We start from the raw sequence: 22,778 nt of genomic DNA, 5'->3' as shown, positions 1-22,778 counted from the left end.
GCCGATAGGACTGACAACCTACTCGGCCACCCCCGTGAGCGGAGTTAGCTGGCAGCTATCGGCGAGGTCCACGTTGGCGGAGTTACGTCAGATTGTCAACTGACCGCTAATCTGCGAAACTGACGATTAGCCGGGGGCAAAGCCGAGGAGGTGAGGGAGGGAGATTCGCATGTCCGAGACTGACGACCGGCCCACGCTGGCAGTGCGTCTGGACAACCTCTTCAAGACGGTTCGTCCCAAGGGCAAGCACTGGACCAACGCCGAGGTGGCGGAGGAGCTGAAGCGGGCCAACCCCGAACTCAAGGTCGGGGGTGTGTATCTGTCGCAGTTGCGGACGGGCAAGCGCTCCAATCCCTCACCGGACCTGCTGGCCGCCCTGGCGCGCTTCTTCGGCGTGTCGGTGGCCTACTTCTTCGACGACCAGGTCGCCGAGTCCGTGCTCAGCGAGGTCGCCGCCATTGAGGCGCTCCGGCAGGCCGGGGTCCGCGCCGTGGCGATGCGGGCGGCCGGGATGAAGAAGGAGAACCTCGAGGCCATCACGACCATCATGGACCAGTACCGCCAGCTGCAAGGCCTTCCGCCCGTCACCGACACCTCGGACCAGGAATGAGGGGTGCGGCTGGGTGAGGGGCGCCAACAAGGGACGGTCGGCCGACCACGACCGGCGCAGTCAGCTGAAGAAGCTCCGGAAGGCCGGTGCGCGGCGGATCGCCGACCTCGACCTGCCGGAGATGGCCGATGTGGCCGAGCTCTGCCACTACCTCGGCGAGGTCCGCGGCCGCCCCATCACGCTGGTCCCGATGCAGATGCCTGCGACGCACCCGTGCGGCATGTGGGTCGCCGCCCGCGACGAGGACCTCATCTTCTACGACGCCAACACGACCAGCGCGCATCAGGAGCACATCATCTTGCATGAGCTGGGCCACATCATCTGCTGCCATCGCGGGGCGGGTTGGCTGGACGAGGCGAGCGCCCGCCTCCTCTTCCCCAACCTCGACCCCGACCTCGTGCGTGACATGCTCCTGCGCGCGACCTACGACGACGTCCAGGAGCAGGAGGCGGAGATCATCGCCTATCTGCTCTCCCAGCGGGTGGGCGGCACCGAGGAGCGGCATGGCGCCGCCCCGGCCGAGGACTCCGGGGAATCCGGGCAGGGCGCCATGCTCAGCCGGATCGAACGCACCCTGATCTGACGTGGATCCGACCGTGTCCCCCTCATCCCCCGGCGGCTGCCACCTCCTCGGCCAGGATCGCCACGGTGCGCCGGATATCGTCCTCGCGGTGCTCGCTGGTGACGAAGAACCGCAGCCTGGCGAGCCCCTCCTCGACGGCCGGATGGAAGATCGGATCGGCGATGACACCGCGGTCGAACAGCCGGTCCGCGACGCGCAGGGTCCGCGCCGAGTCGCCGAGCACACACGGCACGATCGGCGTATGGGCGCTGGAGCCGGTCGCCAGACCGGCCGCGGCGGCCAGACCCAGGAAGAGCTCCGCGTTGCGCCGCAGGGCGGCCACCCGGTGCGGCTCCGCGAGGATCAGCTCGGTGGCGGCGAGCGCCGCGGCCGCGTTGGCGGGGGTCAGGCCGACGCTGTAGACGAAGCCGGGCAGCGTATGCCGCAGCCACCGCACCATCCGGGCCGAGCCGCCGAGATAGCCGCCACAGCTGGCGAACGTCTTGGAGAGGGTGCCCATCCACAGATCCACACCGGACCGGTCGACGCCGAAGAACTCGCCCACGCCACGGCCGCGTTCGCCCACCGTGCCGATGCTGTGCGCCTCATCGACCATCAGCAGGGCGCCGTAGCGCCGCTTCAGCTCGATCACGGCGGGCAGGTCGACCAGGTCGCCGTCCATGCTGTAGGCGCCCTCGACGGCGATCAGCACCCGTCTGAACCGGGACCGGTTGCGCCGCAGCGCGTCCTCCAGCCCGTCGATGTCGTTGTGGGGGAAGGGGCGCCGCGCCGCGCCGGACAGGGCGCAGCCCTGGAGGATGCTGTCGTGGGCGAGCGCGTCGTGCACCACGAGGTCCCGCGCGCCGACGAGATGCCCTATCGCGGTGACATTGGTGGCATGGCCGCTCACCAGCGCCAGGCAGTCCGGGACGCCGAGGAAGTCGGCGAGCGCCCGCTCCAGCCGTACGGTCAGCTCCCGTTCGCCGGAGAGCACCCGGCTCGCGGAGACCGAGGTGCCGTACCGGTCCACCGCCTGGTGCACGGCCTCGTTGACCGCCGGATGGCCGGAGAGCCCCAGGTAGTTGTAGCTGCCGAAGGACAGGTACGGCCGTCCGTCGATCACGGTCGTGTCGCGGATGTTGCCCTGATGGACCCGGAAGTACGGGAAGTCCGCGCCGCTGCCGGCGATCGCGCTCAACCGCTCCTCGAACTGCCGCACTTCGGGGAAGTCATCGGCGCAGGCACTCGCCGCGTCCCAGTCCGCCCGCGTCTGCTGGGGCAGCGGCGCACCGGCGGCCGGCTCCTGCGTGAGGTGCGGATCGACCAGCGCGACCAGCCGTTCCACGGTGAGGTCGGGCGAGAAGATCTCCTCGGTGCGGAATCCCGGTATGCGCTTGCCGATGTTGACCTCCAGCTCCTGCAGCATCAGGGAGTCGAAGCCGAGGTCGGCCACCAGCTGCATCCGCTCGGTCAGATCGGCGAGGGGGAAGACGCCGGTCCGCGACAGCTCTTCGAGCACGATGGACCCGGCGGACGCCCCGCCACCCCGCGCCGGCGCGGGCGAGCCCACCGGCCCGGTCCGGCCCTCCCCCACGGCCCCGAGGGCGTGGGAGGTGTCCTCTTCCTCGGGAGCGCGCGCCGACTCGTCCACCACCCAGTGGTGGCGTGGGGCGAGCGGGCTCGGCGGCAGGGTGATGGGGGGTATGCGCTCCCTCACCGGGCGAAGCCCCGCGCCGGTGACCGCGCGCTGCGCGAGCTGGGCCAGTGCGGCCGAGCGCGCGTCGGCGGACAGCGAGCCCGGCTCCGGCACGACGGCCTCCGGCAGCTCACCGGGTGGCGCCGTACCGGCCACCAGCCCCGCCCCGAGATCTCCGGTGCGGCCGGCCGCCACGGCCTCGGCCGCCGCGGTCAGCCGGGTGGCGGCGTCGGCGGCGTCCTCCGCCACCAGGGCGAGCCGTTCGGCGAGGGGAGCCCGGCGGGCCAGGGTGTCCGCCACCCCGGCCAGCGGCGGCCGGTCATCGGCGAGGGTGTGGGCCAGTTCCCGGGCGTAACGGGCCAGCCCGGCCCGGTCGCGGGCGCTGAGCACCAGCAGATGCGGCCCGCCGTCCGGTGCGGGGCGGGCCGGTGCCGTGGCGCACTCCTCCACCACCAGATGGACACCGGTGCCGCCGAAGCCGAAGGCGCTCACCCCCGCCCGGCGCGGCCGCCCCGGGTCGGGCCAGCCGGTCGGCTTCGTCGGGATGGCCAGCCGCGCGGCGTCGAGTCCGGAGCGGTCGGCCAGGTCGAAGTCCGGCTGCGGCGGTATCACCCCCCGGTGCACGGCCAGCACGGTCTTGACGAGTCCGGCGATCCCCGCGGCGTTGAGCGCGTGCCCGACGACCGCCTTCACCGCGCCGAGGAAGGCGGGTGCGCCCCGCTCGCCCCGCAGTTCCCGCAGGACGCCCACCTCGACCGGATCGCCGACTGTGGTCCCGGTGCCGTGCGCCTCGAGGTATCCCACCGCTTCCGGGGCCAGGTCCGCGTCGCGGTAGGCCCGGCGCAGGGCCCTGAGCTGACCGGCGGCCTGGGGGTGCATACCGCCCTGTACGGTCCCGTCGTTGGCCGTGCCCACGCCTCGGATCACCGCGTAGACCCGGTCACCGGCGGCCAGCGCGTCGGCCAGCGGGCGCAGCGCCAGGACTCCGGCGCCCTCGCCCAGGACGAAGCCATCGGCCTCCGCGCCGAACGGCAGGCATCTGCCGCTGCGCGAGATGGCGCCGATCCGGCACAGCCCCACCAGCAGGTCCGGGGCGAGGATCAGCTGGGCGCCGCCCGCGAGCGCGATCCGGCAGCGGCCCGCGCGCAGCGCGAACACGGCGTTGGCCACGGCCATCAGCCCACCGGAGCACGCCGAGTCCAGCGCATAGCTCTCACCGTGCAGATCGAAGACCGAACTGACCGTGTTCGGCCCCATGTTGAGCAGCAGCCCGGCCACGGAGGAGCCGTGCAGCCCGTCCACCGCGCGGACCGTCTCCGGCCACCGGGGGTCGCCCGCCCGCGCCCCGAACTCGCCGCCGGTCAGCTGGCGCATCCGGATCTGCATGGTGCTGAGTTCGCGGTAGCCGCTCTCGGTGAGCGCCGTGATCACCGAGGTCTCCTCGCGGTCGAAGCCCTCGGCCTCCCATCCGGCGTCCTGGATCGCCTCCCGGGCCAGGTCGATCAGCAGCCGGCCCTGCGGATCCATCGATCTGGCCCGCCGTGGCGGGATGCCGTAGTGCGCCGCGTCGAAGTGGCCCACGTCCGGCAGCAGGGCCATGGTGTCCGTATAGGCCGAGGACGTGTCACGTAAGTTGTCGCTGAGGAAGGTGGCGGTGCGCCACCGCGAGTCGGGGACGGTTGTGAACTGCGCCCGCGGCTCGGTGAGGAGCCGCCAGTACTGGTTGACGTTCCGCGCCCCCGGGAATCGGCAGGCCATTCCCACGATCGCGACGTCATCACGCCGCGTTCCAGCTGAACCCACTTGGGAACCCTTCGCTGTCACGGATGTCACCCGGCGGTGGACAGTCGCTCACGCCACCACTCCACCGTCGCCTTGACCTGCTCGTCGACGGGGGTGGCGCGTACCGCGAACGCGGCTTCGTAGGCGCTCGCATCCACGACGAAGGGACGGTCGAACTGGTAGCGGACCTCCTTCAGTTCGCGCAGCAGCGGGGAGACCAGCGACGCCAGACCCAGCACGGCGGACGGCAGTCTGCGCACCGCGACCGGCCCGGTTTCCGCCTGCGTGGCGAGGCGGTCGACCATCTCCCGGGTGGATTGCGCGGGCGCCGTCGGTACGTGCCAGGCCCGGCCCCAGGCCCGCTCCTCACCCGCGACCTCGGCCAGGGCGCCGGCCACATCGGGGATATAGGTCCAGCTGTGCGGGGTGTCCGGGTCCCCGAGCGAGGAGACCGGCTTGCCACGCAGCACCTTTGGCATGACCCGCGCGGCAAGATGCCCGCCGTCGGTCACACCGGGCCCGAAGAAGTCCGAGGCCCGTACCTCGACCGCCTTGATCCGACCCTGCTCATGGAGGTCCCGCGCCTGCTCCCACACGGCGGCGCGCACCCGCCCCTTGGTGCCGGTCGCCGCGAGCGGCAGCTCCTCGGTCATGGGGCCGTCCACCGGGCCGTAGCCGTAGAGGTTGCCCAGGATGACCAGGACGGCCCCGGTCGCCTCGGCGGCCGCGCACAGCGACGAGGCCAGCGGCGGCCAGGCGCTCGCCCAGCGGTGGTAGGGCGGTGCGGCACAGCTGTAGATGGCGGCCGCGCCCTGCGCGGCCTCGGTCAATCGTGCGCTGTCCGTCGCGTCCAGCGCGACATGCTCGATGCCCGGTTCGGGGCTTCGGCCCGATGTGGTGACGACCCGTACCGAATGACCCTTTTCGGCCAGTAGCCGAGCGGTGGCCGCTCCGGCGGGCCCGAATCCTATGACGACATGAAGGCTCACGCGCGCACACTAGCGCGAGAATCTGTGGCCATTGGGGCAGACTTTCCGACGCCCGTTCGGGTGCGGTGGAAGATGTCGCGATCTCGTCGGTGACCGATGGCGTCCGGCCGCTGGTGCGGGGGCCGGACGCCACGGCCGGACCGTTCAGCGAGAGGCGCCGGTCCCCACCGACGGGAGGTAGCGCGGAGCCCGCCAGGCGTGAAGTCGCCGCTCCGCCGCGGCGCCCAGCGACAGGAGCTCGGTGTCCTCGTGATCACCGGCCATCAGGAGCAGGCCCACGGGCAGCTCGTCCACGAACCCGGCGGGCACCGACAGGGAGGGGTATCCGGCCACGGCCGCGGGGGTCGAGGATGGGATCACGTCGTTGTCGCCCCGCGCGCAGTCGGTCGTCCAGGCGGGTGGGTTGGTCGGCGAGGCGATGGTATCCAGGTGGTGGGTGGCCATGGTCTCGTCGATGGAACGCCGGGAAAGGTCCGTCAACTCGGCGCGCATGGACCGGTATTCCGGGTCGGTGGTGGAAGGCGCGGCGAGTGCCTGCTCGAACAGCTCCTGACCGGCGAAGCAGGTCTGCTCCGCCGGGTGGGCGCGGTTGAATTCGATCAGCTCGGCGAGGTCGCGCGGCCCCTCGCGGGTGGCGAGGTAGGCGTCGATGTCCCGGTGGAACTCGCTGAGCAGCGCGGGGAATTCGAGCTCGGCCAGCCGCTGCTGATACGGCGGCGTCACCTCGACGACCTCGGCTCCCGCTGTACGCAGCTGCTTCGCGGTACGGGTCATCACAGCGTCCACCTCCGGCCCGAGCGAGGGCAGCCGCCACAGGCCGATCCGTTTGCCGTGCAACCCTCCGGGGTTCGTCGGCTCGTCCGGGGCGCGGCCGCCGCTGAGCACCGAGAAGGTGAGCGCGGTGTCGATCACGTTGCGCGCCATGGGCCCGGCGGTGTCCTGCTCGGCGGAGATCGGGACCACTCCGGCCTGGCTGACGAGGCCGAGGCTGGGCTTGTGGCCGACCACCCCGTTCATCCCGGCCGGGCACACGATGGAGCCGTCCGTCTCGGTACCGATCGCCACCTGCGCCAGCGACGCGGCGAGGGCCGCGCCCGAACCGGCGGACGACCCGCACGGGTTCCGGTCCAGTACGTAGGGGTTGTTGGTCTGCCCGCCCACGGCCGACCACCCCGATGTCGGCTTCGCGGCACGGAAGTTGGCCCACTCGGACAGGTTGGTCTTGCCGAGGATCACCGCCCCCGCGTCGCGCAGTCGCGTCACCAGGGCGGCGTCCGTGTCCGGCGGACTGCCGGCCAGGGCCAGCGATCCGGCGGTCGTGGGCAGGCCGCGGGTGTTCACGTTGTCCTTGAGCAGGACCGGGATGCCGTCGAGCGGGCCACGGGCGGCGCCGTGCCGGTGCCTGACGTCGCTGGCGGCCGCCTGCCGCAGGGCGGTCGGGTCGGTGCGCAGCACCGCGTGGATCGTGGGGTCGATGGCCTTGATCCGCCGCAGGTAGGTGCTGGTCAGCGCCGACGAGGTCAGCGAGCCGTCCGCCATGCGCGCCTGGAGTTCGGGGATCGTCACCGTGTCGAGATCGACCCCGAGCCCCGCGGCGGAACCGGCCGGCAACGACGGAACGCCCCCGCCGGAGTCGGCGGCCTCCGCCCCCGGTTGCGGCGCGCCCGCGCAGAGCGAGCCCACGACCAGGGCGGCGCTCAGGGCGGCCAGGCTCCGCTTCCTCATGACCCTCATGCTCCTCATGGGGGTCAGCGGACTATAGGCCGGCGGCCCGGCGCAAGGGTCTTTCGCGCCGCCGTTCATACGTCTTCCCTCACCGCGCGGGGGCGTGCCCGCAATACCGCCGGTCTAGGGCTTGTGGCCGACCGCCTCCGCGTAGAACGAGCGGTCCACGACCTGATCCTCGGGCAGGGGGTCGCCCTCGACCACCCCGGCGGTGGCGTACGCCTTCTGGAGCCGGTCCACCGTGCCCGCGCGGATCTCCCAGTCCATGCGCAGCGACGGCACGGCGGCCAGTGTGTCCGGCTCGGTCTTGAGCGCTGCGCCGAGGTCGTCGAGGAACGCCTTGTCCTTCTTGTAGTCCCCGGCGAAGTAGGTGTTGACGGTGCGGATGTAGGCGCGCAGGAACGCCACCCCCGCGTCCGGGTTCTCGGTCAGCAGATCGGGGCCGAACAGGAGCCCGCCGAGCGGTTCGCCGCGCGGCTGGCCGCCGAGGAAGGCGTAGCCCGCGTCGCCGTCCACCTGGCGCCACACCGGGTCGAGCAGCCATGCGGCGTCCACTCCGCCGTTCTTCAGCGAGGTGAGGACCTCGGCCGGGCCGAGCTGCTGGAAGCGGACGCTGTCCACGTCGGCCTTGTGCGCGGAGAGCACCTTCTCCATCGGGTACATGATGACCGAGCCCTTGCCGATGAGCGTGCCGACCGTGCGGCCCTTGAGGCTGACCTCGTCCGCCGTCTCCCCCGGTTTCAGCCTGGCCCAGAATCCGCTCTTGGAGCCGGGCGCGGGGGTGAAGTTGCCGGCGACCCAGCGAATGGCGAACCCCTGGCGGACGCCGTTGAGCACGGCGGCCTCCGGCGCCGCGTACTGGACGTCGATATCGCCCTTGGCGAGCAGCGGAAGCGCGTCCGGGGTGGGCAGCAGCTTCAGCTCGACGTCGAGCTTCTCCTTGCTGAACTCGCCCTTGGCCATGGCGATCCGCAGGGGCGCGAGATATTCGGCGGTCAGCGTGCTGGCGGAGACGACGATCTTCGTCTTCTTCTTCAGCGGCTTCGGCGCGGGCGCGCCGGGCGCGCAACGGGCGGGCGCGCGGGCGGCGGACGCGTCGGCGGGGTCGGTCCAGCCCTTGGCGCAGCCCGCGACGGGGGTGATCGGGCGGGGCTTGCCCGGCGTGCCGGAGCGCGCCGACTCCGAGGTCTGCGCGTCGCAGGCGGCGAGGGAGCCGAGGACGCCGAACAGGGTCACGCCCGTGATCAGGGCGCGGGCGAGGGAGGGTCTCCGGGCCATGGGGGTCGCCTTCCGGGCTGGGGGTCGGAGCCGGGGTGAGGATCAGGGCCGGGGTGAGGGTCAGGGCCGGGGCCGGCCGCGGTCCCGCGGCGCCCAGGGGGTGAGCCGACGGCCGATGAAGCGGACGAGTTCGGAGAAGACCACGCCGAGCACGGCCACGCAGACGATGCCGACGAACATCACATCGTTCTGGAACAGCGTCCGCGAGTCGAAGATCAGATGGCCGAGGCCGTCGTTCGCGGCGATCTGCTCGGAGGCGACGATGACCAGCACCGCCACTCCGGACGCGACCCGCATGCCGACCAGGACCTGCGGCAGCGAGGCAGGCAGCAGGACATGGCGGAACATCTGCCAGGGACCGGCGCCGAACACCTGCCCGGCCTCCCGATAGCCCTCGGCGACGCCCATCACGGCGGCCATCGTGGAGATCCATACGAAGAAGAAGACGGTGGTGGCGACGAGCGCGATCTGAGGGCCCTCACCGAGGCCGAACATATTGAGGAACACGGGGAGCAGCGCGAGCTTGGGCACCACGTACAGGGCGTCCAGCAGCGGTTCCAGTGCGGCGCGGACCATCCGCAGCGCGCCCATCACCAGCCCGAAGAGGTAGCCCGCGGCCGTGCCGAGCGCGTACCCGGCGACCACCCGCTGGAGCGTGGCCCAGACGTCCGGCCACAGCTTGCCGTCGGCGGCGCGCTGCCAGCCGTCCGCCGCGATGGTGGACGGCGCGGGGTAGATGCGCGAGTCGATCCAGTGCTGATCCGCGGCGAGCTGCCACAGCAGGATCAGCGCGGAGGGGACGGCGAGGGCGAGGGCGAGTTCGATGCCGCGGCGCCGCCGGTGGGTGCGGACGGGATCGCGCTCCCCCGGTCCGGGGCGCCGCACCAGCACGGTCTCGGTGGGCCCGCCGTCCGCCGCACCGGGCCGGGCGGTCCGGGTCGAGGCGGCCGTGCTCTCGCTCTTCATGCGGGCTTCCCCACCGTGTCCGCCGGAGCGGCGGCTCCGGCCCCGGCCCGCTGGACCTCGTCGCGCAGCAGCTCCCACAACTCGGACTGCAGCGCGGCGAACCGGGGAGCGCGGCGCATCGCCCCGGTGCGTGGGCGGTCGAACGGCGGGCGGCGTTCGGCGATCACCCTGCCGGGTCTGGCCGACATCACCACCACCCGGTCCCCGAGCACGATCGCCTCCTCCAGGCTGTGGGTGACGAACAGCGCGGTGGTACGGGTCGCCTGGCACACCGCGAGCAGCTCGTCCTGGAGGATGGTGCGCAACTGGGCGTCGAGCGCGGCGAACGGTTCGTCCAGCAGCAGCACCTCCGGCTCCACCGCGAGTGCGCGGGCGATCGCCACCCGCTGCCGCATCCCGCCCGACAAGGTGGCCGGGTAGGCGTCGGCGAAGTCGGCGAGACCGAGCCGGTCCAGCCAGTCCCTGGCCCGCGCGTCGGCGGCCTTGCGTGGTACGCGCTGCACATCGAGGCCGAAGCGGACGTTGGCCAGCACGGTCTTCCAGTCGTAGATGCCGTAGTCCTGCGGGATCATCGCGGCCGGATGGCGCCGGCCCGCGCGCAGCTCGACCTCACCGCCGCTGGGGCGGACGAGTCCGGCGACGATGCGCAGGAACGTGGACTTGCCGCATCCGGACGGGCCGACGATGCAGCAGAACTCCCCGTGCTGGATGTCCAGGTCGAGTGGTCCAAGGGCGTGCACCTGCCGGGTTCCGTGCCCGAAGGTGCGGGTCACCGCGCGGGCACGTACTTTCGGCGCGGTCCCGGGTGTGGTGTGCGGCTCCACCCGTAACTCCTGATCCGGTTCGGCGGGTGTCGTGCGACAACGGCTGCGCGCACCACCTCACGATATGACGGACCGTCAGATTCGGGCAAGGGTCGCGGAACGACTCGCCGGCTCAGGACAGACGGCGGCACAGCAGCGCGTCCGGGCTCCCGGAGCTTCCCACGCGCGTGGTGAAGGCGATCCCGGCCGCGTACTCATCGGCCGCGCACTGGCCCTTGTAGGCACCGTGGGCGAAGTCGCCCCCGGCGGCGTCGGCGGGCCGGTTGTCGGACCGGTCGAACCATACGGTGCGTCCCGTGGTGCCGAGCGGGTCGCGGGCCGGGGCGCACAGCGCGGCGGACACCCGGCCGCCGCGGCGGCTGTAGCCGATCAGGAAGTGGTCCGAGGGGCACTGGAACTTGGTGTAGCCGGAGGCCCAGTCGCCACCGGCGGGCACATACCGCTCGTCCGTGACGACCGTATGGGCGGTGCCGGGGGCGCGCGGGTCGTCGGCGCCGGTGTCGGTGCACAGTCCGCGCCCGGCGGTATGGCTGAGGCCGATCAGCCGCAACCCGTCGGGGCAGGCAGCCTTGTAGGCGCCCGGATCCCAGTCGCCGTGGGCCCGCTCGATCAGCGACTGCACCTGGTCGCCGTGGTCGGTGACGAGCATGCGCCAGGAGGGAACGGGGTCGACGGGCCCGGTGCGCTCGGGCGCGGTCATCAGCCGGTGCCACGCGGTGCCGCGCCAGTCGCCCTGGTCGAGGATTCCGGTGCGGTGGCCCGCGGAGTCGTAGCGCAGCAGCGCCCAGTCGTCGCTGCCATCCCAGCCCACCAGTGGCCAGTAGGCGAAGTCGGCGTCGTGGTCGGCGAAGTAGTCGGTGATGTTGGTGAACCAGGCACGCGGGGCGGTGCCGGTCTCGGCCGCTCCGATGCCGAACTCGCTGATCCACACGGGTGCGGTGTAGTGCCGCCCGGTGTCCTCGGCGACGAAGAACGCCTGGTCGGTGACGACATTACGGAGCTCGTCGCGGCTGAGGTCCTGGTATCGGGGGTCGTGGGTCTCGCCGACGCCGGTGGCGCCGCTGTGGCGAGGGCCGGTGTATCCGTAGAAGTGCGCGGAGTAGACCAGCTTGTGGGCGTTCACGAGGGTGTGCGAAAGGGCGCGCGCGGGCGCCAGGGTGGGCCGTTCGTGGGGCAGTCCGTCGACCGGTATCCCCGTCCAGTTGATGCCTTCGATGACGATGAGGAGGTCGGGGTCGCCGTCGGTGAGGATGCGGTCGGCGGCTTGCTGCGCGGCGGCGTACCAGTCGTGTGCGTCGCCGAGCCCCCAGTTGGGGTCGTCCAGGATGTCGCGGCGCACCTCGTTGTAGAGGTCGGCGCCCACGACGCGTGGCTCATCGGCGTAACGGCGGGCCATGAAGACCCAGTCGTCTATCCAGCGCTGGGTGGTCTGGCCGCTGTTCCACCGCTCGTTGCCGTCGACTCCGCAGCACCACCGGGTGGTGTTGGTGTGGTTGTTGAGGATGACGGCGAACCCGTCGCGGCCGAGGGCGGACACCACGGCGTCGAAGATCTGCAGCGGTGTCTTCCCGCGCAGTTGCGGGTTGGCGGCCACGGCACCGTCCGGCACGGTCGCGGTGGCGTGGATCATCTCGTTGGAGAACGGCAGCCGGATGCTGTTGATGCCGAGCCGATGGAAGTCGGCGAGCAGCGTCGGCAGCGGGACCCGGTCCAGGCCGAGGGGTATGCCGTGGGAGTTCTGGCCGGCGTGGTGGTTGGCGGGGTCGTCGACGCTGCCACTTCCCGTCCACGACCCCTGCGCACCGTCCCAGTTGGCCGACTTCAGCCGGAAGCGGTCGCCCTTGGCGTCGACGATGTAGCGGCCGCGGGTGGACAGCGGCGGCTGCCAGGTGTCGGCAACGGGAGTGGCGGCCGGGGCGGTGGCGCGGGTGGCGGGCTCGGCGGGCTGTTGCGCGGTGGCGACCGGCCCCGGCGCCGTGACCAGCAGCGCGAGGATCGCCGCGAGTCCCGTCAGATACCTGAGTGAGCTCCTGGTCGGCATGCGGCCTTCCCCTGCGTCAGCGGCCGGGCGGTCCCTGCCGGGCAGGTGACTGTAGGACGGCCCGCTCGAAGTGTCGAGTACGCCCTCACCCGCCGGGCCCTGCCGGGCCGCCGCCGACCGGTCCGGATCAGTCGATCACCAGCCGCGCCCCCTGCGTCTCGGCGGAGGACGGACCGGTCTCCAGCATCAGTTCTCCGGGCTCGACGGCGAGGCCGAGGTCCCGGGTGACGGAGGCGAGGGTGTCGGCGTCGACCGCGAACACGGCGTCGGCCTCCTCCCCCGGCCGCAGGTCGAGGCGGGCGAATCCGCGCAGCTCGCGGACGCGGGGCCAGGAGGAGCCGCCCGACAGCCGCCGCAGGTAGAGCTGGACCGTCTCGCGCACCGGCCGCTCGCCGGTGTTGCGCACGGTGACCCGGCAGGTGAGGGTGGGATCATCCGGGGTGACGCGGGCGCGGGAGAGCCGTGGCGGCGCGTAGGCGACCGTGGTGTACGACAGGCCGTGGCCGAAGGCGTATCGGGCGGTGGCGGGCTGGTCCGCATAGCCGCGGTAGCCGTGGTCCTTGGCGTTGTAGAACACCGGCAGCTGCGCGGCCGACCGGGGGATCGACACCGGCAGCCGCCCCTCGGGCCCGGCCGCGCCGAACAGCACATCGGCCACGGCCCGTCCGCCCCACGGCCCCGGGTACCAGGCGCTCAGCACCGCCCCGGCCGTGCCGGAGAGGTCGGGCAGGGCGTGCGGACGGCCCTGGACGAGGACCACCACGACCGGCACACCCGTGGCCGCCACCGCGTCCAGAAGCGCCAACTGCCCGTCAGGCAGCCGCAGATCGGCCAGGTCGACGCCTTCGCCGCACGTCATACCGGCGGGGTTGGCCGAGGTCACGACGGCCGCGCCATTGGTGTCGAAGGAGGTGTCGCCCGACCGCGCGCTGGACCCGCCCAGGACGAGGACCGCGATGTCCGCCGCTGCGGCCAGCGCGGCCGCCTCGGGGACACCGGAGAGGTCGCCGCCGATCAGATCGCACCCCGGCGCGTAGCTGATCTCGGTGGCCGGCGGAGCGGCCGACCGGATGCCGTCCAGGACCGTGACATGGTGGGAGCCGGGGCGCTGTGGCGCGGTGTAGTCGCCGATCTGCTGGGCGATGGAGTCGGCGTTCGGGCCGAGGACGGCGATCCGGCGGGTCGAGGGCGCCAGCGGCAGGACTCCCCCGTCGTGGGCGAGCAGTGTGATGGACTCGCGGGCGATGCGTTCGCTCAACTCACTTGGCTCGGGGCGATGTTCGGCAGCGGGCGTATGCGGTACGGGGCGCTGTTCCACCGCACGCGTATAGGGCTGCTCGAAGAGGCCCAGGCGGAACTTCAGCGCCAGGACCCGGGCCACGGCGGTGTCCAGGGTCCGCTCCGTGACGAGCCCCTGGGCGACCGCCTCGGCCAGCCGCGGAAAGCAGGCGTCCCACAGGCTCAGATCGCATCCGGCGTTCAGGGCCAGGGCGCCCGCGGCCACCGGGTCGCCCGTGAGCCGGACCAGCCGGTCCACGGCGGCGCCGTCAGCCATCACGATGCCGTCGAACTCCATCCGATCCCGCAGGAGTCCGGTCAGCAGCGGGCGGCTGGCGACACACGGCAGACCGTCGAATTCGTTGTAGGCCGCCATCACTCCGGCGGCTCCGGCGCGGATCCCGGCCCGGGCCGCCGCCAGATGGATCTCGTGCACTTCGCGGGCGCCCAGTTCGGTGGCCGCGCTGTTGCGTCCGCCGACGGTGGCCCCCTGCCCGGCGAAGTGTTTGAGCACGACGGCCACATCGGCGGTGCGCATGCCCCGCACCAGCGCCTCGGTGAGCCGCGCCGCCAGATACGGGTCCTCGCCGAAGCACTCCTCCGCACGGCCCCAGCGCGGGTCGCGCACCAGGTCGAGGGCGGAGACGAGCGCCACATGGCCGCCCCGCGCCCGCACCTCCGCGCCGACCGCGGCCGCCGCTGCCTCGTAGAGTCCGGGGTCCCAGGTGGCGCCGACGGCGAGGTTGACCGGCAACACGGTGCCGTCCAGGGCCTGGTGGCCGTGGGGAACCTCCTCGACGAACAGCACCGGTATGCCCAGCCGGGTGTTCTCCACGACGTGCCGCTGCACGGAGCCCGCGACCCGCGCCCCGTCCGCCGCCGTGATGCCGTCGGCGAAGCCGACGCCGGACCACGCGTCGGCCCGCTGCAGCCCGTACAGGGCGCCCATCCCGCCGTACGCGGCGACCTCGGCGCGGAAGGCATCGGTGAGCCGATGGCCGTCGCCGACCCGCTCGTAGGCGTGCCAGCCGTACATGCGCTGGTTGACCTGGCCGACCTTCTCGGTGAGCGTCATGCGCCCCAGCAGATCGCGGACCCGCTCGGCCACGGGCGCGGCCGGGTCACGGTAGAGGTGGCCGGTCACCGCAGCTCCAGGACGCGCACCCCGTACGGGCCGAGCGACACCTCCGCGACCGGGGCGCCGGAGGCGAGGTCGCTCAGGGTGCCATCGGCGACGGGGCGGACGGTGAGCTCCTCGGCGCTCTGGCTGACCAGCCATACGAAGCGGCGCCCGTCGTCATGGACGAGGAGGTCCGCGCCGACATGGGGGCTGTCGACCGTCACCGGGCGGCGGGCCCCGGCGACGTCGGCGAGCGCCGCGTACAGCCGGTGGGTGTCCTCGGGGTTGGCCCGCGCGGTGCGGGCGGCCATGTGCTCCAGGGGGTAGGTGGCCAGGACGGTGCGGCCGCGCCCGGTGTCGCGCACCAGGAGGGCGGGCCGGCCGTGGGCGTCGACGGCCACCACCCGGCCGTCGCGCGGAACGACCGGCAGATACGCCCGGCTGTCCTCGTTGCCCGCGACGGGGAAGCGCAGCGAGGTCCCGGCCGTCAGCCCGCCGAAGTCCTCCGTGAACGTCATCTCCAGGACGCCGTCCTCGATGGGCTCGGCGACACCGTAGGAGAGCTGCAGTTCGACGCCGAACAGCCCGTCCAGGTCGTCGAACCACGGGCCGCGGGTCCCGGGGTACTCGCCGGAGCAGAACGAGAGGTAGACCGTGGCGCCCTCGCGGGCCCGGCGCCCGAGCTCACGCCGGGTGCGCGTGGTGAGCTGGCGGGTGGCCGGCAGCAGATACAGGGCCGCGTCGCCGGGCAGTCCGTCGGCCTCCCGGGTGAAGCCCACCGGCAGGTCGGCGGCGCGGGTGGCGACATAGCTCTGGTGCAGGGAGGTGAAGATCAGCGGGCGGTCGGCGGGCCTGCTGTAGGGGTACCCGCGCTCCAGGAAGGCGGGCACGACCAGCGCCGCGTCCGCGTCGGCGCGGCGGCAGTGTGCGAAGTCCACGTCCTTCAACACCTCGGCGAACGCGGCGAGTTCGAGCAGCGGGGCCTTGGGGGCACCAGTGCTGTCGGTGATGCCGAAGTGCATCTCGAAGGGGTGGTGGTCGTACGGCGAGCGGTCCCACAGGTCGTCGTAGTCGGTGTTGTTCCAGGCGATCCAGCCCGTCGCCCCGCCGAGCAGGGAGTTGTGCAGGGTCTGCCGGTAGTAGACCGCCGCGTTCCGGTCGGAGACGGTGTCCGTGGAGAGGCCGAACTCCTCCAGGACGACGGGCTGTCCGGTGACCGATGCCAGTTCGCACTCGAAGGCGGCGCGCAGATGCTGACGGGGCCGGTCCGTGTCCGAGCGGTACACATGCGGGCCCACGAAGTCCACGTACTCGGCGGTCTCGCGCAGTGAGAAGCCGTTGTCGCGGCCGGTGACCTCGATGCCCCACGCGCCGTCGCCGAGGGAGACCGGCTGGGTGCCGCCGGCCGCCCGTACGGCGTTGCACATGGCCTGCGCCCAGGCCGTCACCACATCGGAGGAGGGCGGATCCACCTGGTAGATCCGGCCGTAGCCGGGCATCTCATTGGTGATGAGCCAGCCGGTGACCGCCGGGTGGTCCTTGAAGCGGCGGGTCATCTGGGACACGAACCACGCCTGACGGCCGACCATCCACACGTCCTCGTAGAGGTCGCGGCCCCCGCGCCAGGCGGGGTCCCAGTTCTCGCCCGACATGTGCCCGACGATGAAGGTGGGCACCGTCCCCATGCCGATCTCGGTGTGGGCGTCGAGGAAGTCACGGAAGCGTTCGCACAGCGCCTCCTCGACGCGGTCGGGCTGCGGATGGAAGTCCGGCCAGTAGAAGAACGACCGGGTCATCGTCAGGCCGTGCTCGTGCAGCACCCGCAGCTCCGCGCGGACCGTCTTCGGGTCGTAGTCGCGCCACATCAGGGGCCCGCCGGTGCGGGACCAGAAGTTGGCGCCGAGCCAGGGCAGGACGGCGGGGTGGTGGATGAGCTGGGCGCTGTGGCGTCGCATGGTCCTTCTCGGGTGTCGGTGGTGCGGGTGGGGGGTGGATGTGGGTGTCAGCCGGGGGCGGGTCCGGTGGACTCGCGGACGACCAGCCGCGGCCGGTCGTCGAGCACCGTCTCCTCGACGTCCTCGCCGCAGCGTGCCAGGAGCAGCCGGGCGGCGGCCGCGCCGACCCGCCGCACCTGCTGGTCGACCGTGGTCAGCCGGGGGTGCAGCCAGCGGCCGAGCGTCAGGTTGTCGTAGCCGACGACGGACAGATCGTCGGGGACGCGCAGCCCGCCGCGCTGGGCGGCGCCGATGCCGCACATGGCCATGGAGTCGTTGGCGTAGACGATCGCCGTGGCGCGGTCGGCGGGCTCCAGCAGGGCCTGGGTGGCGGCGACGGCGGACACTTCGGTGAAATCGGTGTGCAGGACCGCGTAGGGGCGCAAGCCCGCTTGCCGGAGGGCCGTCTCGAAGACGCCGCCGCGCAGCCGGGTGTGCCGCAGGTCGGCGGGGCCGGCCACATAGGCGATGCGCCGGTGTCCGAGCCCGAGCAGATGGCGGACGACCTCCTCGACGGCGGCGTCCTGGTGGCCGAGGCCGACGCGTGGCACGGCGGCGGCGCGGTCGGGGGGACCGAGCAGTACGGCGGGCAGGCCGAGGCGGGCCAGCAGGGCGGGGCGCGGGTCATCCGCGCGGGCGTCGGTCAGGACGGCTCCGTCGACGCGGCCTTCGGCCGCCAGCCGCTTGTAGAGGGCGTTCTCCTCCTGGGCGCCCGCGACCAGGTGCAGCAGCAGACCGTAGCCGCGGGGCGCCAGTTCGCCCTCGATGCCGGTGATCAGCTCGCTGAAGTGCGGGTCCGCGCCGAGCACATCGGTGGGGCGCCGGACGACGAGGGCGAGGGTGCGGGTCCGGGCGCTGCGCAGGGCGGCGGCGGACGCGCTCGGCGACCAGCCGAGCTCCATCGCGGTGTCCAGGATGCGCGCCCGGGTCGCCTCCGACAGCCGGCCCTTGTCGTTGAACGCCTGGGACACGGCCGCGGTCGACACCCCGGCGGCGGCCGCCACCTGCTTGATGGTGGGGCGCCGTCCCTGCTTCACCGTGGGCGTGCTCACGCCTTGACCGCCCCGTTGATGAGCGCCTCCTGCATGCGCTTCTGGAGCACCGTGTAGACGACCCAGACGGGGACCAGGGTCAGTACGGTGCCGGCGGTGAGGACGCCGTAGTCGGTGCCGGTGATGGCCTTCAGGGTGGGCAGGGCCACCTGCACGGTGCGCTGTTCGGGGTCGGGGCCGATGATGATGAGCGAGTACAGGTACTCGTTCCAGAAGGTGAGGAAGTTCAGCAGGAGCACCGTCGCGATGCCGGGCAGGCACATCGGTATGTAGATGTGCCGGAGCACCGTGTAGGTGGACGCCCCGTCCATCCGGGCGGCCTCCTCCATCTCCCTGGGGATGGTCCGCATGAACTGCACCAGGATCACCACCGACAGCGGCATCGCCGTCGCGGGCAGGAAGAAGACCATGAACAGCCGGGTGTGGAACAGCCCGGTGGCGGCGGCGAGCAGGAACGTGGGGAAGAGCGCCGCGAACGTCGGGATCAGGAAGCCCAGCGAGAAGACCTTCTCCATCGCCGAGGCGAGCCGGCTGGTCGAGCGGGCGAGCGCGAACGCCGCGGGCAGCGCCAGCAGCAGGGTCAGCGCCAGCGCGAGGACCGTCACCAGCGCCGAGTTGACGACGGCCGTCCCCAGGTCGGCGCTGTTGTAGGCGGTGCGGAAGTTGCCGAAGCCGAAGGACGAGGGCAGCGCGAAGGGGTGGGCGAAGATCTCCTCGTTGCTTTTGAACGCGGAGGCGAGGAAGTAGTAGAGCGGCACGATCAGCAGCACCGCGTAGGTCCACACCAGGAGGTGTGCGGGCAGCCAGCGTTTGCCGAGTTTCATGGTGAGCCGCCTTCGGGTCAGTAGTTCTGGCGGAACGCGCGGCGGATGGTGAGCAGCCCGACGAGCCCGGCCAGGAAGAGGATGACGCCGACGGTCTGGCTGTAGCCCAGGTCGGCCGCGATGAACGCCTTCTGGTAGACGAGGAAGGACAGCGTCGTGGACGAGCTGCCGGGACCGCCCTGGGTGAGCAGCAGGACGTGCTGAGCCGATCCGAAGAGGGTCCACAGGAACTGCAGCATGGTGACGACGCCGACATAGTCGCGGATCACGGGGAAGTGGATGCGCCACATGGTCCGCCAGTGCCCGGCCCCGTCCAGCTGCGCCGCCTCGCCGAGGTCGTCCGGGACGCTGTCGAGCCGGGCGGCGAACAGGACGGCGGTGAAGCCGATCCCGCTCCACACGTCCAGGGCGATGAGACAGGCCAGGGCCGTCGACGGCGAGGCGAGCCAGGCGTCGGTGAGCGAACCGAGCCCCACCGACTGCAGCGCGCCGTTGGCCAGCCCGTCCGGGGACAGCGCCGCGTAGAACACCATCGCCTTGGCGGGGGTGGAGATCAGGCCGGGGATGAACAGCAGATAGCGGATGACGCGGTGCCCGGGCGGCTTCTGCGCCACGTAGTAGCCCAGCATGTAGGCGCACACGATCATGATCGGCAGCGCCACCGCCAGCTGGACGGCGGTGTTGCGCACCGCGTCCCAGAAGACGGGGTCGTCGAGGACCGTGCGGACGTTGCCGAGACCGGCGAAGGACACCGGCTGGAGCATGCCCGGCCAGTGCAGGGCGGCGATCACGAAGATGGCGATCACCGGGCCGATCATGAAGACCGCGTACCAGACCAGCGCCGGGACGGCGAGGATCGTGCCGCCCTGCCGGGGCGTGCCGGTACGGGCCGTGGTGGTGGGCGGTGCGGGCCGGCGGACCGCGGCCCCGCCCGGGGGCGACGTCAACGTCGTCATGAGGTGGCTCCCGTGGAGTCGGGCTCGGGATATGAGTGAGCGGGCGGGCGGTTCACGCGGAGCGGTACGCGGTCTCGAGCGCGGCGCGGACCTTCGCGGCGCTGGTGCCGCGGGTGAAGGACGTGCTGGTCGCGGTGATCAGCGGCTGTGCGGCGGCGGGCGGGACGTACACATCGGGCAGCAGCGCCTGGCTCACCGTCCCGCCCAGTCGCTGGGCCGCGGCGACCAGCGGGAAGTCCGTGCTGAGGGTGTCGGAGCGCAGCGCCATGTCACGGCCGCTCTCCTTGATGAACCGGGAGACGGTGTCCGGCCGGTACATGAAGCGCAGGAACTTCTCGACGGCGTCGATCTTCTTGGTGCCGTTCGGGCTGATCCAGAACCCGATGAGGGTGTAGGTCCGCAGGATGGTGGGCTTGTCGTGGACGGCGCCGCCGGTCAGGGGCCAGCCGCCGACCTCGGTGTGCCGGGCCACTTCCTCGGGCACCTTGGCCAGCGCCGAGGACATCGCCGACTCGATCGCCGCGGCCTGGGTGTTGAACTGCGTGGTCATCGTGTCCGAGGTGAGGCCCTGCGCCTTGTCGGCGAAGACACCCGCGTCGCGCAGCGTCACGAAGTAGTCGATGCCCTCCCGGGCGCCCCTGCTGCCGAAGTCCCCCGTGGTGTAGGCGTGCCGGGCCTCGTCCTCGGTGAGGAAGGTCTGGATGATCTGGGCGAGCAGCTTCTGCCCGGTCCAGTCGTTGCCGCCGACGGTCACGGGCGCGATCCCCTTGCCGCGCAGCTTGCGGGCCGCGGCGATCAGCTCATCGCCCGTGGTGGGTATCGCGTCGACGCCCGCGCGGTCCAGCAGGGCCCGGTTGAAGGCGATCGGCCAGTTGGTGGCGAAGTAGGGGAAGGCCCGCACCCGGCCCTTGGCGTCGGTCCACTCGGCCAGCGCCTGCGGGAGCACGCGCCTCCGCAGTCCCCAGTCGTCCAGGTAGCCCTTGACGTCGACCGTGGCGCCGACGTCGGTCCATGCCAGCGTCTTGTCGTAGAGGTTGACCATGACGACGTCCGGCTCCTTGCGGGCCAGCCGCGAGGTCTCGTAGACCTGCGCGAGGTCGTCGCCGTTGATGAGGTTCTTGACCTTGAGTCCCGGATTTTCCTTGCGGAACCGGTCCAGGGCCGCGAGGTAGGTCGGCGATCCCGGGGCGGTGGTGCCCAGCTGGCTGTGCACGACGAGCGTATCGGGATCGGAGTCCGCTCCGGTCAGTGCGGAGCAGCCGGACAGGCCGGGCAGGACGGTCGCGGCGGCCAGGCCGGAACCGGCGGCGAGGAAGCCGCGCCGAGTCAGCGGTGAGTGCACTGCGGGGGTCTCCAACCAGGCGGTTAACGAGTGGTTAATCGATCTACCTCGAGGGTGAGAGGAATGTAGGAGCCACTTCGCCTCTGGTCAAGCCCTTGCCGGGCCCGAAAAACACCTCACCGGGGACGGCGAGTACGGAAAAACGGAACGGCGCCTACCGGGAGGTCCCGGTGGGCGCCGAAGCCCAGCTCCGTGTGATGGCGGCGGTACGACCGTCCGCGCGGGCGCTATTCCCAGGCCCGCCGTATCCGGGCGCCGGGGTCCGCCACCTGCGTCCATGCCTCGGCGATGCGCATGGTCGTCCGGCGCACGCCGTCGTACGGCGGCCAGCCGGGGTCGCCCGTCCTCGCGAACCGGATCCAGGTGGCGTGGACGCGGGAGGCGAGAGAGGCGGGCGGCTCGGCCGGGCCGAGGAGCGCCTCGGGGCCATGGAGCCGCGGCAGATCGGTGCGATCGAACACGAACGGCAGCTCCATGACGTGCGTGGCGCCGAGCCGCCCGTCCAGGGCCCGCGACCGCCAGGCGAACTCATAGAGATGCGTCCGCGACGAAGGGTGCTGGGCATGGGCGGCCGCGAGGCTCCGCGTGCCCGCGCCGAACAGGGCGTCCGTCATGATGGCGGACCGCAGCTCCCCGGCGGACGCCCCGGGCCGCTCGCGGCGGTAGACCTCCACCAGCGTCTCAGGGGCGGGGTGGGAGCGTGCCGCCACGGCGTGGACGTCCTCCTCGGTCGAGGACGCCAGGTGGCCGAGCGGGGCCAGATAGAGGTTGCCCTCCTCGGCGTTCGTGCCGAGCAGCAGGTCGATGTCCGCGCCGCGGCCGGCGGCCACGGCCTCGGCCGGCTGCTGGTCCAGGACGAGGCTGAACGGGCTCAGGCCGATCAACGGATCGAAGTGCCCGTCGACCGTGAGATCGATGCCCGCGAGTTGGGGCATGGCCTTGACGAAGCGCTCGTCGGGGACCGACGCCAGCGCCTCCGCGGTCGGGGCGGTCCCCAGGATGCGGGCGAGTGCCCGGGTGACCCGGTCGGCCTGGGCGGGGGTGAACGCTCCCAGGCCGTTGCCGCTCTGGATGATCGCCCGCTGGAAGAGACCTTCGGCCCGTGGGTCGGCCACCACCGCGCCCACGATGGTGGCGCCCGCCGACTGCCCGAAGAGCGTCACCCGGGACCGGTCGCCGCCGAAGGCCGCGATGTTCTCCTCGACCCAGCGCAAGGCCGCGATCACATCCAGCAGACCCCGGTTGTCGGGGGCGTCGGGGAGGTGCAGGAAGCCGGGTACGCCGAGCCGGTAGTTGAGGGTGACCAGGACGACACCGTCACGGGCGAAGCCGGTGCCGTCGTAGAGCGCCGACCGGGTGGACCCGGCCACGAATCCGCCGCCGTGCACGAACACCATCACGGGCAGGTCGTCGCGTGCGGTGTCGGGCGTCCAGACGTTCACCGCGAGGTAGCCCTCGCCCGGGACCCAGCCCTGTCCGAAGTACGGGGTCATGTCGAGGTCGCCGAACGCGTCGCGCTGCGGCTGCGGTGCCGTGGGGCCCTCGGCGGTGGCATCCCGGACACCGTCCCAAGGCGGGTGCGGCACCGGCGGGGCGAACCGGGCGGGGCCCCGTGGCGGGGCGGCATAGGGGATGTGCCGGAAGACAGTGGCGTGCTCCTCCCGGCGGCCGCGGACGGCGCCTTGGGAGGTGGCCACGATGGGGGCGAGGGTGTTCGTCATGTGCGGGGTGTGTCTCTT

The 22,778-nt window shown here is 72.3% G+C and carries 16 protein-coding genes; 2 read left to right on the top strand and 14 right to left on the bottom strand.

Translation table 11 applies throughout. The annotated features are described in order from the left end of the window. Positions 1–169: 169 nt before the first annotated feature. Positions 170–610 (top strand): helix-turn-helix domain-containing protein, encoded by a 441-nt coding sequence (locus ACFYOY_RS08830; RefSeq protein WP_014056442.1) that lies wholly within the window; start codon positions 170–172, stop codon positions 608–610. Between the two features lie 13 nt (positions 611–623). Further along, complete coding sequence (locus ACFYOY_RS08825) at positions 624–1,193, top strand: toxin (RefSeq protein WP_351897286.1); 570 nt, start codon at positions 624–626, stop codon at positions 1,191–1,193. Positions 1,194–1,215: 22 nt separating this feature from the next. Here ACFYOY_RS08825 and ACFYOY_RS08820 read toward each other — a convergent pair whose 3' ends face one another. From ACFYOY_RS08820 to ACFYOY_RS08755, 14 genes are all read right to left on the bottom strand, one after another. Further along, positions 1,216–4,626: an aminotransferase class I/II-fold pyridoxal phosphate-dependent enzyme gene (locus tag ACFYOY_RS08820; RefSeq protein WP_388585697.1), complete on the bottom strand. Its 3,411-nt coding sequence runs from the start codon at positions 4,624–4,626 to the stop codon at positions 1,216–1,218. Positions 4,627–4,697: 71 nt separating this feature from the next. Continuing rightward, entirely contained in the window at positions 4,698–5,639 is a 942-nt protein-coding gene (locus tag ACFYOY_RS08815) for an NAD-dependent epimerase/dehydratase family protein (RefSeq protein WP_388585694.1), read from the bottom strand. Positions 5,640–5,783: 144 nt separating this feature from the next. Beyond that, positions 5,784–7,364: an amidase family protein gene (locus ACFYOY_RS08810; RefSeq protein ID WP_388585691.1), complete on the bottom strand. Its 1,581-nt coding sequence runs from the start codon at positions 7,362–7,364 to the stop codon at positions 5,784–5,786. A 123-nt stretch (positions 7,365–7,487) separates the two neighbouring features. Then, complete coding sequence (locus ACFYOY_RS08805) at positions 7,488–8,642, bottom strand: ABC transporter substrate-binding protein (RefSeq protein WP_388585688.1); 1,155 nt, start codon at positions 8,640–8,642, stop codon at positions 7,488–7,490. A gap of 60 nt (positions 8,643–8,702) precedes the next feature. Further along, on the bottom strand, positions 8,703–9,608 hold the full coding sequence (locus ACFYOY_RS08800) for an ABC transporter permease (RefSeq protein ID WP_351897257.1): 906 nt from the start codon (positions 9,606–9,608) through the stop codon (positions 8,703–8,705). After that, a complete protein-coding gene (locus ACFYOY_RS08795; RefSeq protein ID WP_351897251.1) occupies positions 9,605–10,432 on the bottom strand; it encodes an ABC transporter ATP-binding protein in 828 nt (275 codons plus the stop codon). Before ACFYOY_RS08795 ends, ACFYOY_RS08800 begins: the two co-directional genes overlap by 4 nt. 112 nt (positions 10,433–10,544) lie before the next feature. Then, the gene (locus ACFYOY_RS08790) at positions 10,545–12,473 is read right to left on the bottom strand and encodes a cellulase family glycosylhydrolase (RefSeq protein WP_351897245.1); all 1,929 of its coding nucleotides are present in this window, start codon (positions 12,471–12,473) and stop codon (positions 10,545–10,547) included. A gap of 127 nt (positions 12,474–12,600) precedes the next feature. Then, complete coding sequence (locus tag ACFYOY_RS08785) at positions 12,601–14,895, bottom strand: glycoside hydrolase family 3 N-terminal domain-containing protein (RefSeq protein ID WP_388585683.1); 2,295 nt, start codon at positions 14,893–14,895, stop codon at positions 12,601–12,603. Then, entirely contained in the window at positions 14,892–16,826 is a 1,935-nt protein-coding gene (locus tag ACFYOY_RS08780; RefSeq protein WP_388585680.1) for a cellulase family glycosylhydrolase, read from the bottom strand. The genes ACFYOY_RS08785 and ACFYOY_RS08780 overlap by 4 nt, the downstream gene beginning before the upstream one ends. Positions 16,827–16,873: 47 nt before the next feature. Further along, entirely contained in the window at positions 16,874–17,917 is a 1,044-nt protein-coding gene (locus ACFYOY_RS08775; RefSeq protein ID WP_351897230.1) for a LacI family DNA-binding transcriptional regulator, read from the bottom strand. Then, entirely contained in the window at positions 17,914–18,741 is an 828-nt protein-coding gene (locus ACFYOY_RS08770; RefSeq protein ID WP_351897227.1) for a carbohydrate ABC transporter permease, read from the bottom strand. Before ACFYOY_RS08770 ends, ACFYOY_RS08775 begins: the two co-directional genes overlap by 4 nt. Positions 18,742–18,758: 17 nt before the next feature. Next, a complete protein-coding gene (locus tag ACFYOY_RS08765; RefSeq protein ID WP_351897224.1) occupies positions 18,759–19,697 on the bottom strand; it encodes a sugar ABC transporter permease in 939 nt (312 codons plus the stop codon). Positions 19,698–19,749: 52 nt separating this feature from the next. Then, positions 19,750–21,039 carry an ABC transporter substrate-binding protein gene (locus tag ACFYOY_RS08760; RefSeq protein WP_351897218.1) on the bottom strand — a complete coding sequence of 430 codons (1,290 nt, stop codon included), beginning with the start codon at positions 21,037–21,039 and terminating at the stop codon, positions 19,750–19,752. Between the two features lie 227 nt (positions 21,040–21,266). Beyond that, a complete protein-coding gene (locus ACFYOY_RS08755; RefSeq protein ID WP_388585675.1) occupies positions 21,267–22,760 on the bottom strand; it encodes a carboxylesterase/lipase family protein in 1,494 nt (497 codons plus the stop codon). Between the last annotated feature and the right edge of the window lie 18 nt (positions 22,761–22,778).

This window comes from Streptomyces sp. NPDC007875, assembly GCF_042868035.1.
GTDB lineage: Bacteria > Actinomycetota > Actinomycetes > Streptomycetales > Streptomycetaceae > Streptomyces > Streptomyces antimycoticus.
Note: the sequence above shows the minus strand (reverse complement) of the source record. Positions and strands in the feature narration are given on the sequence as shown.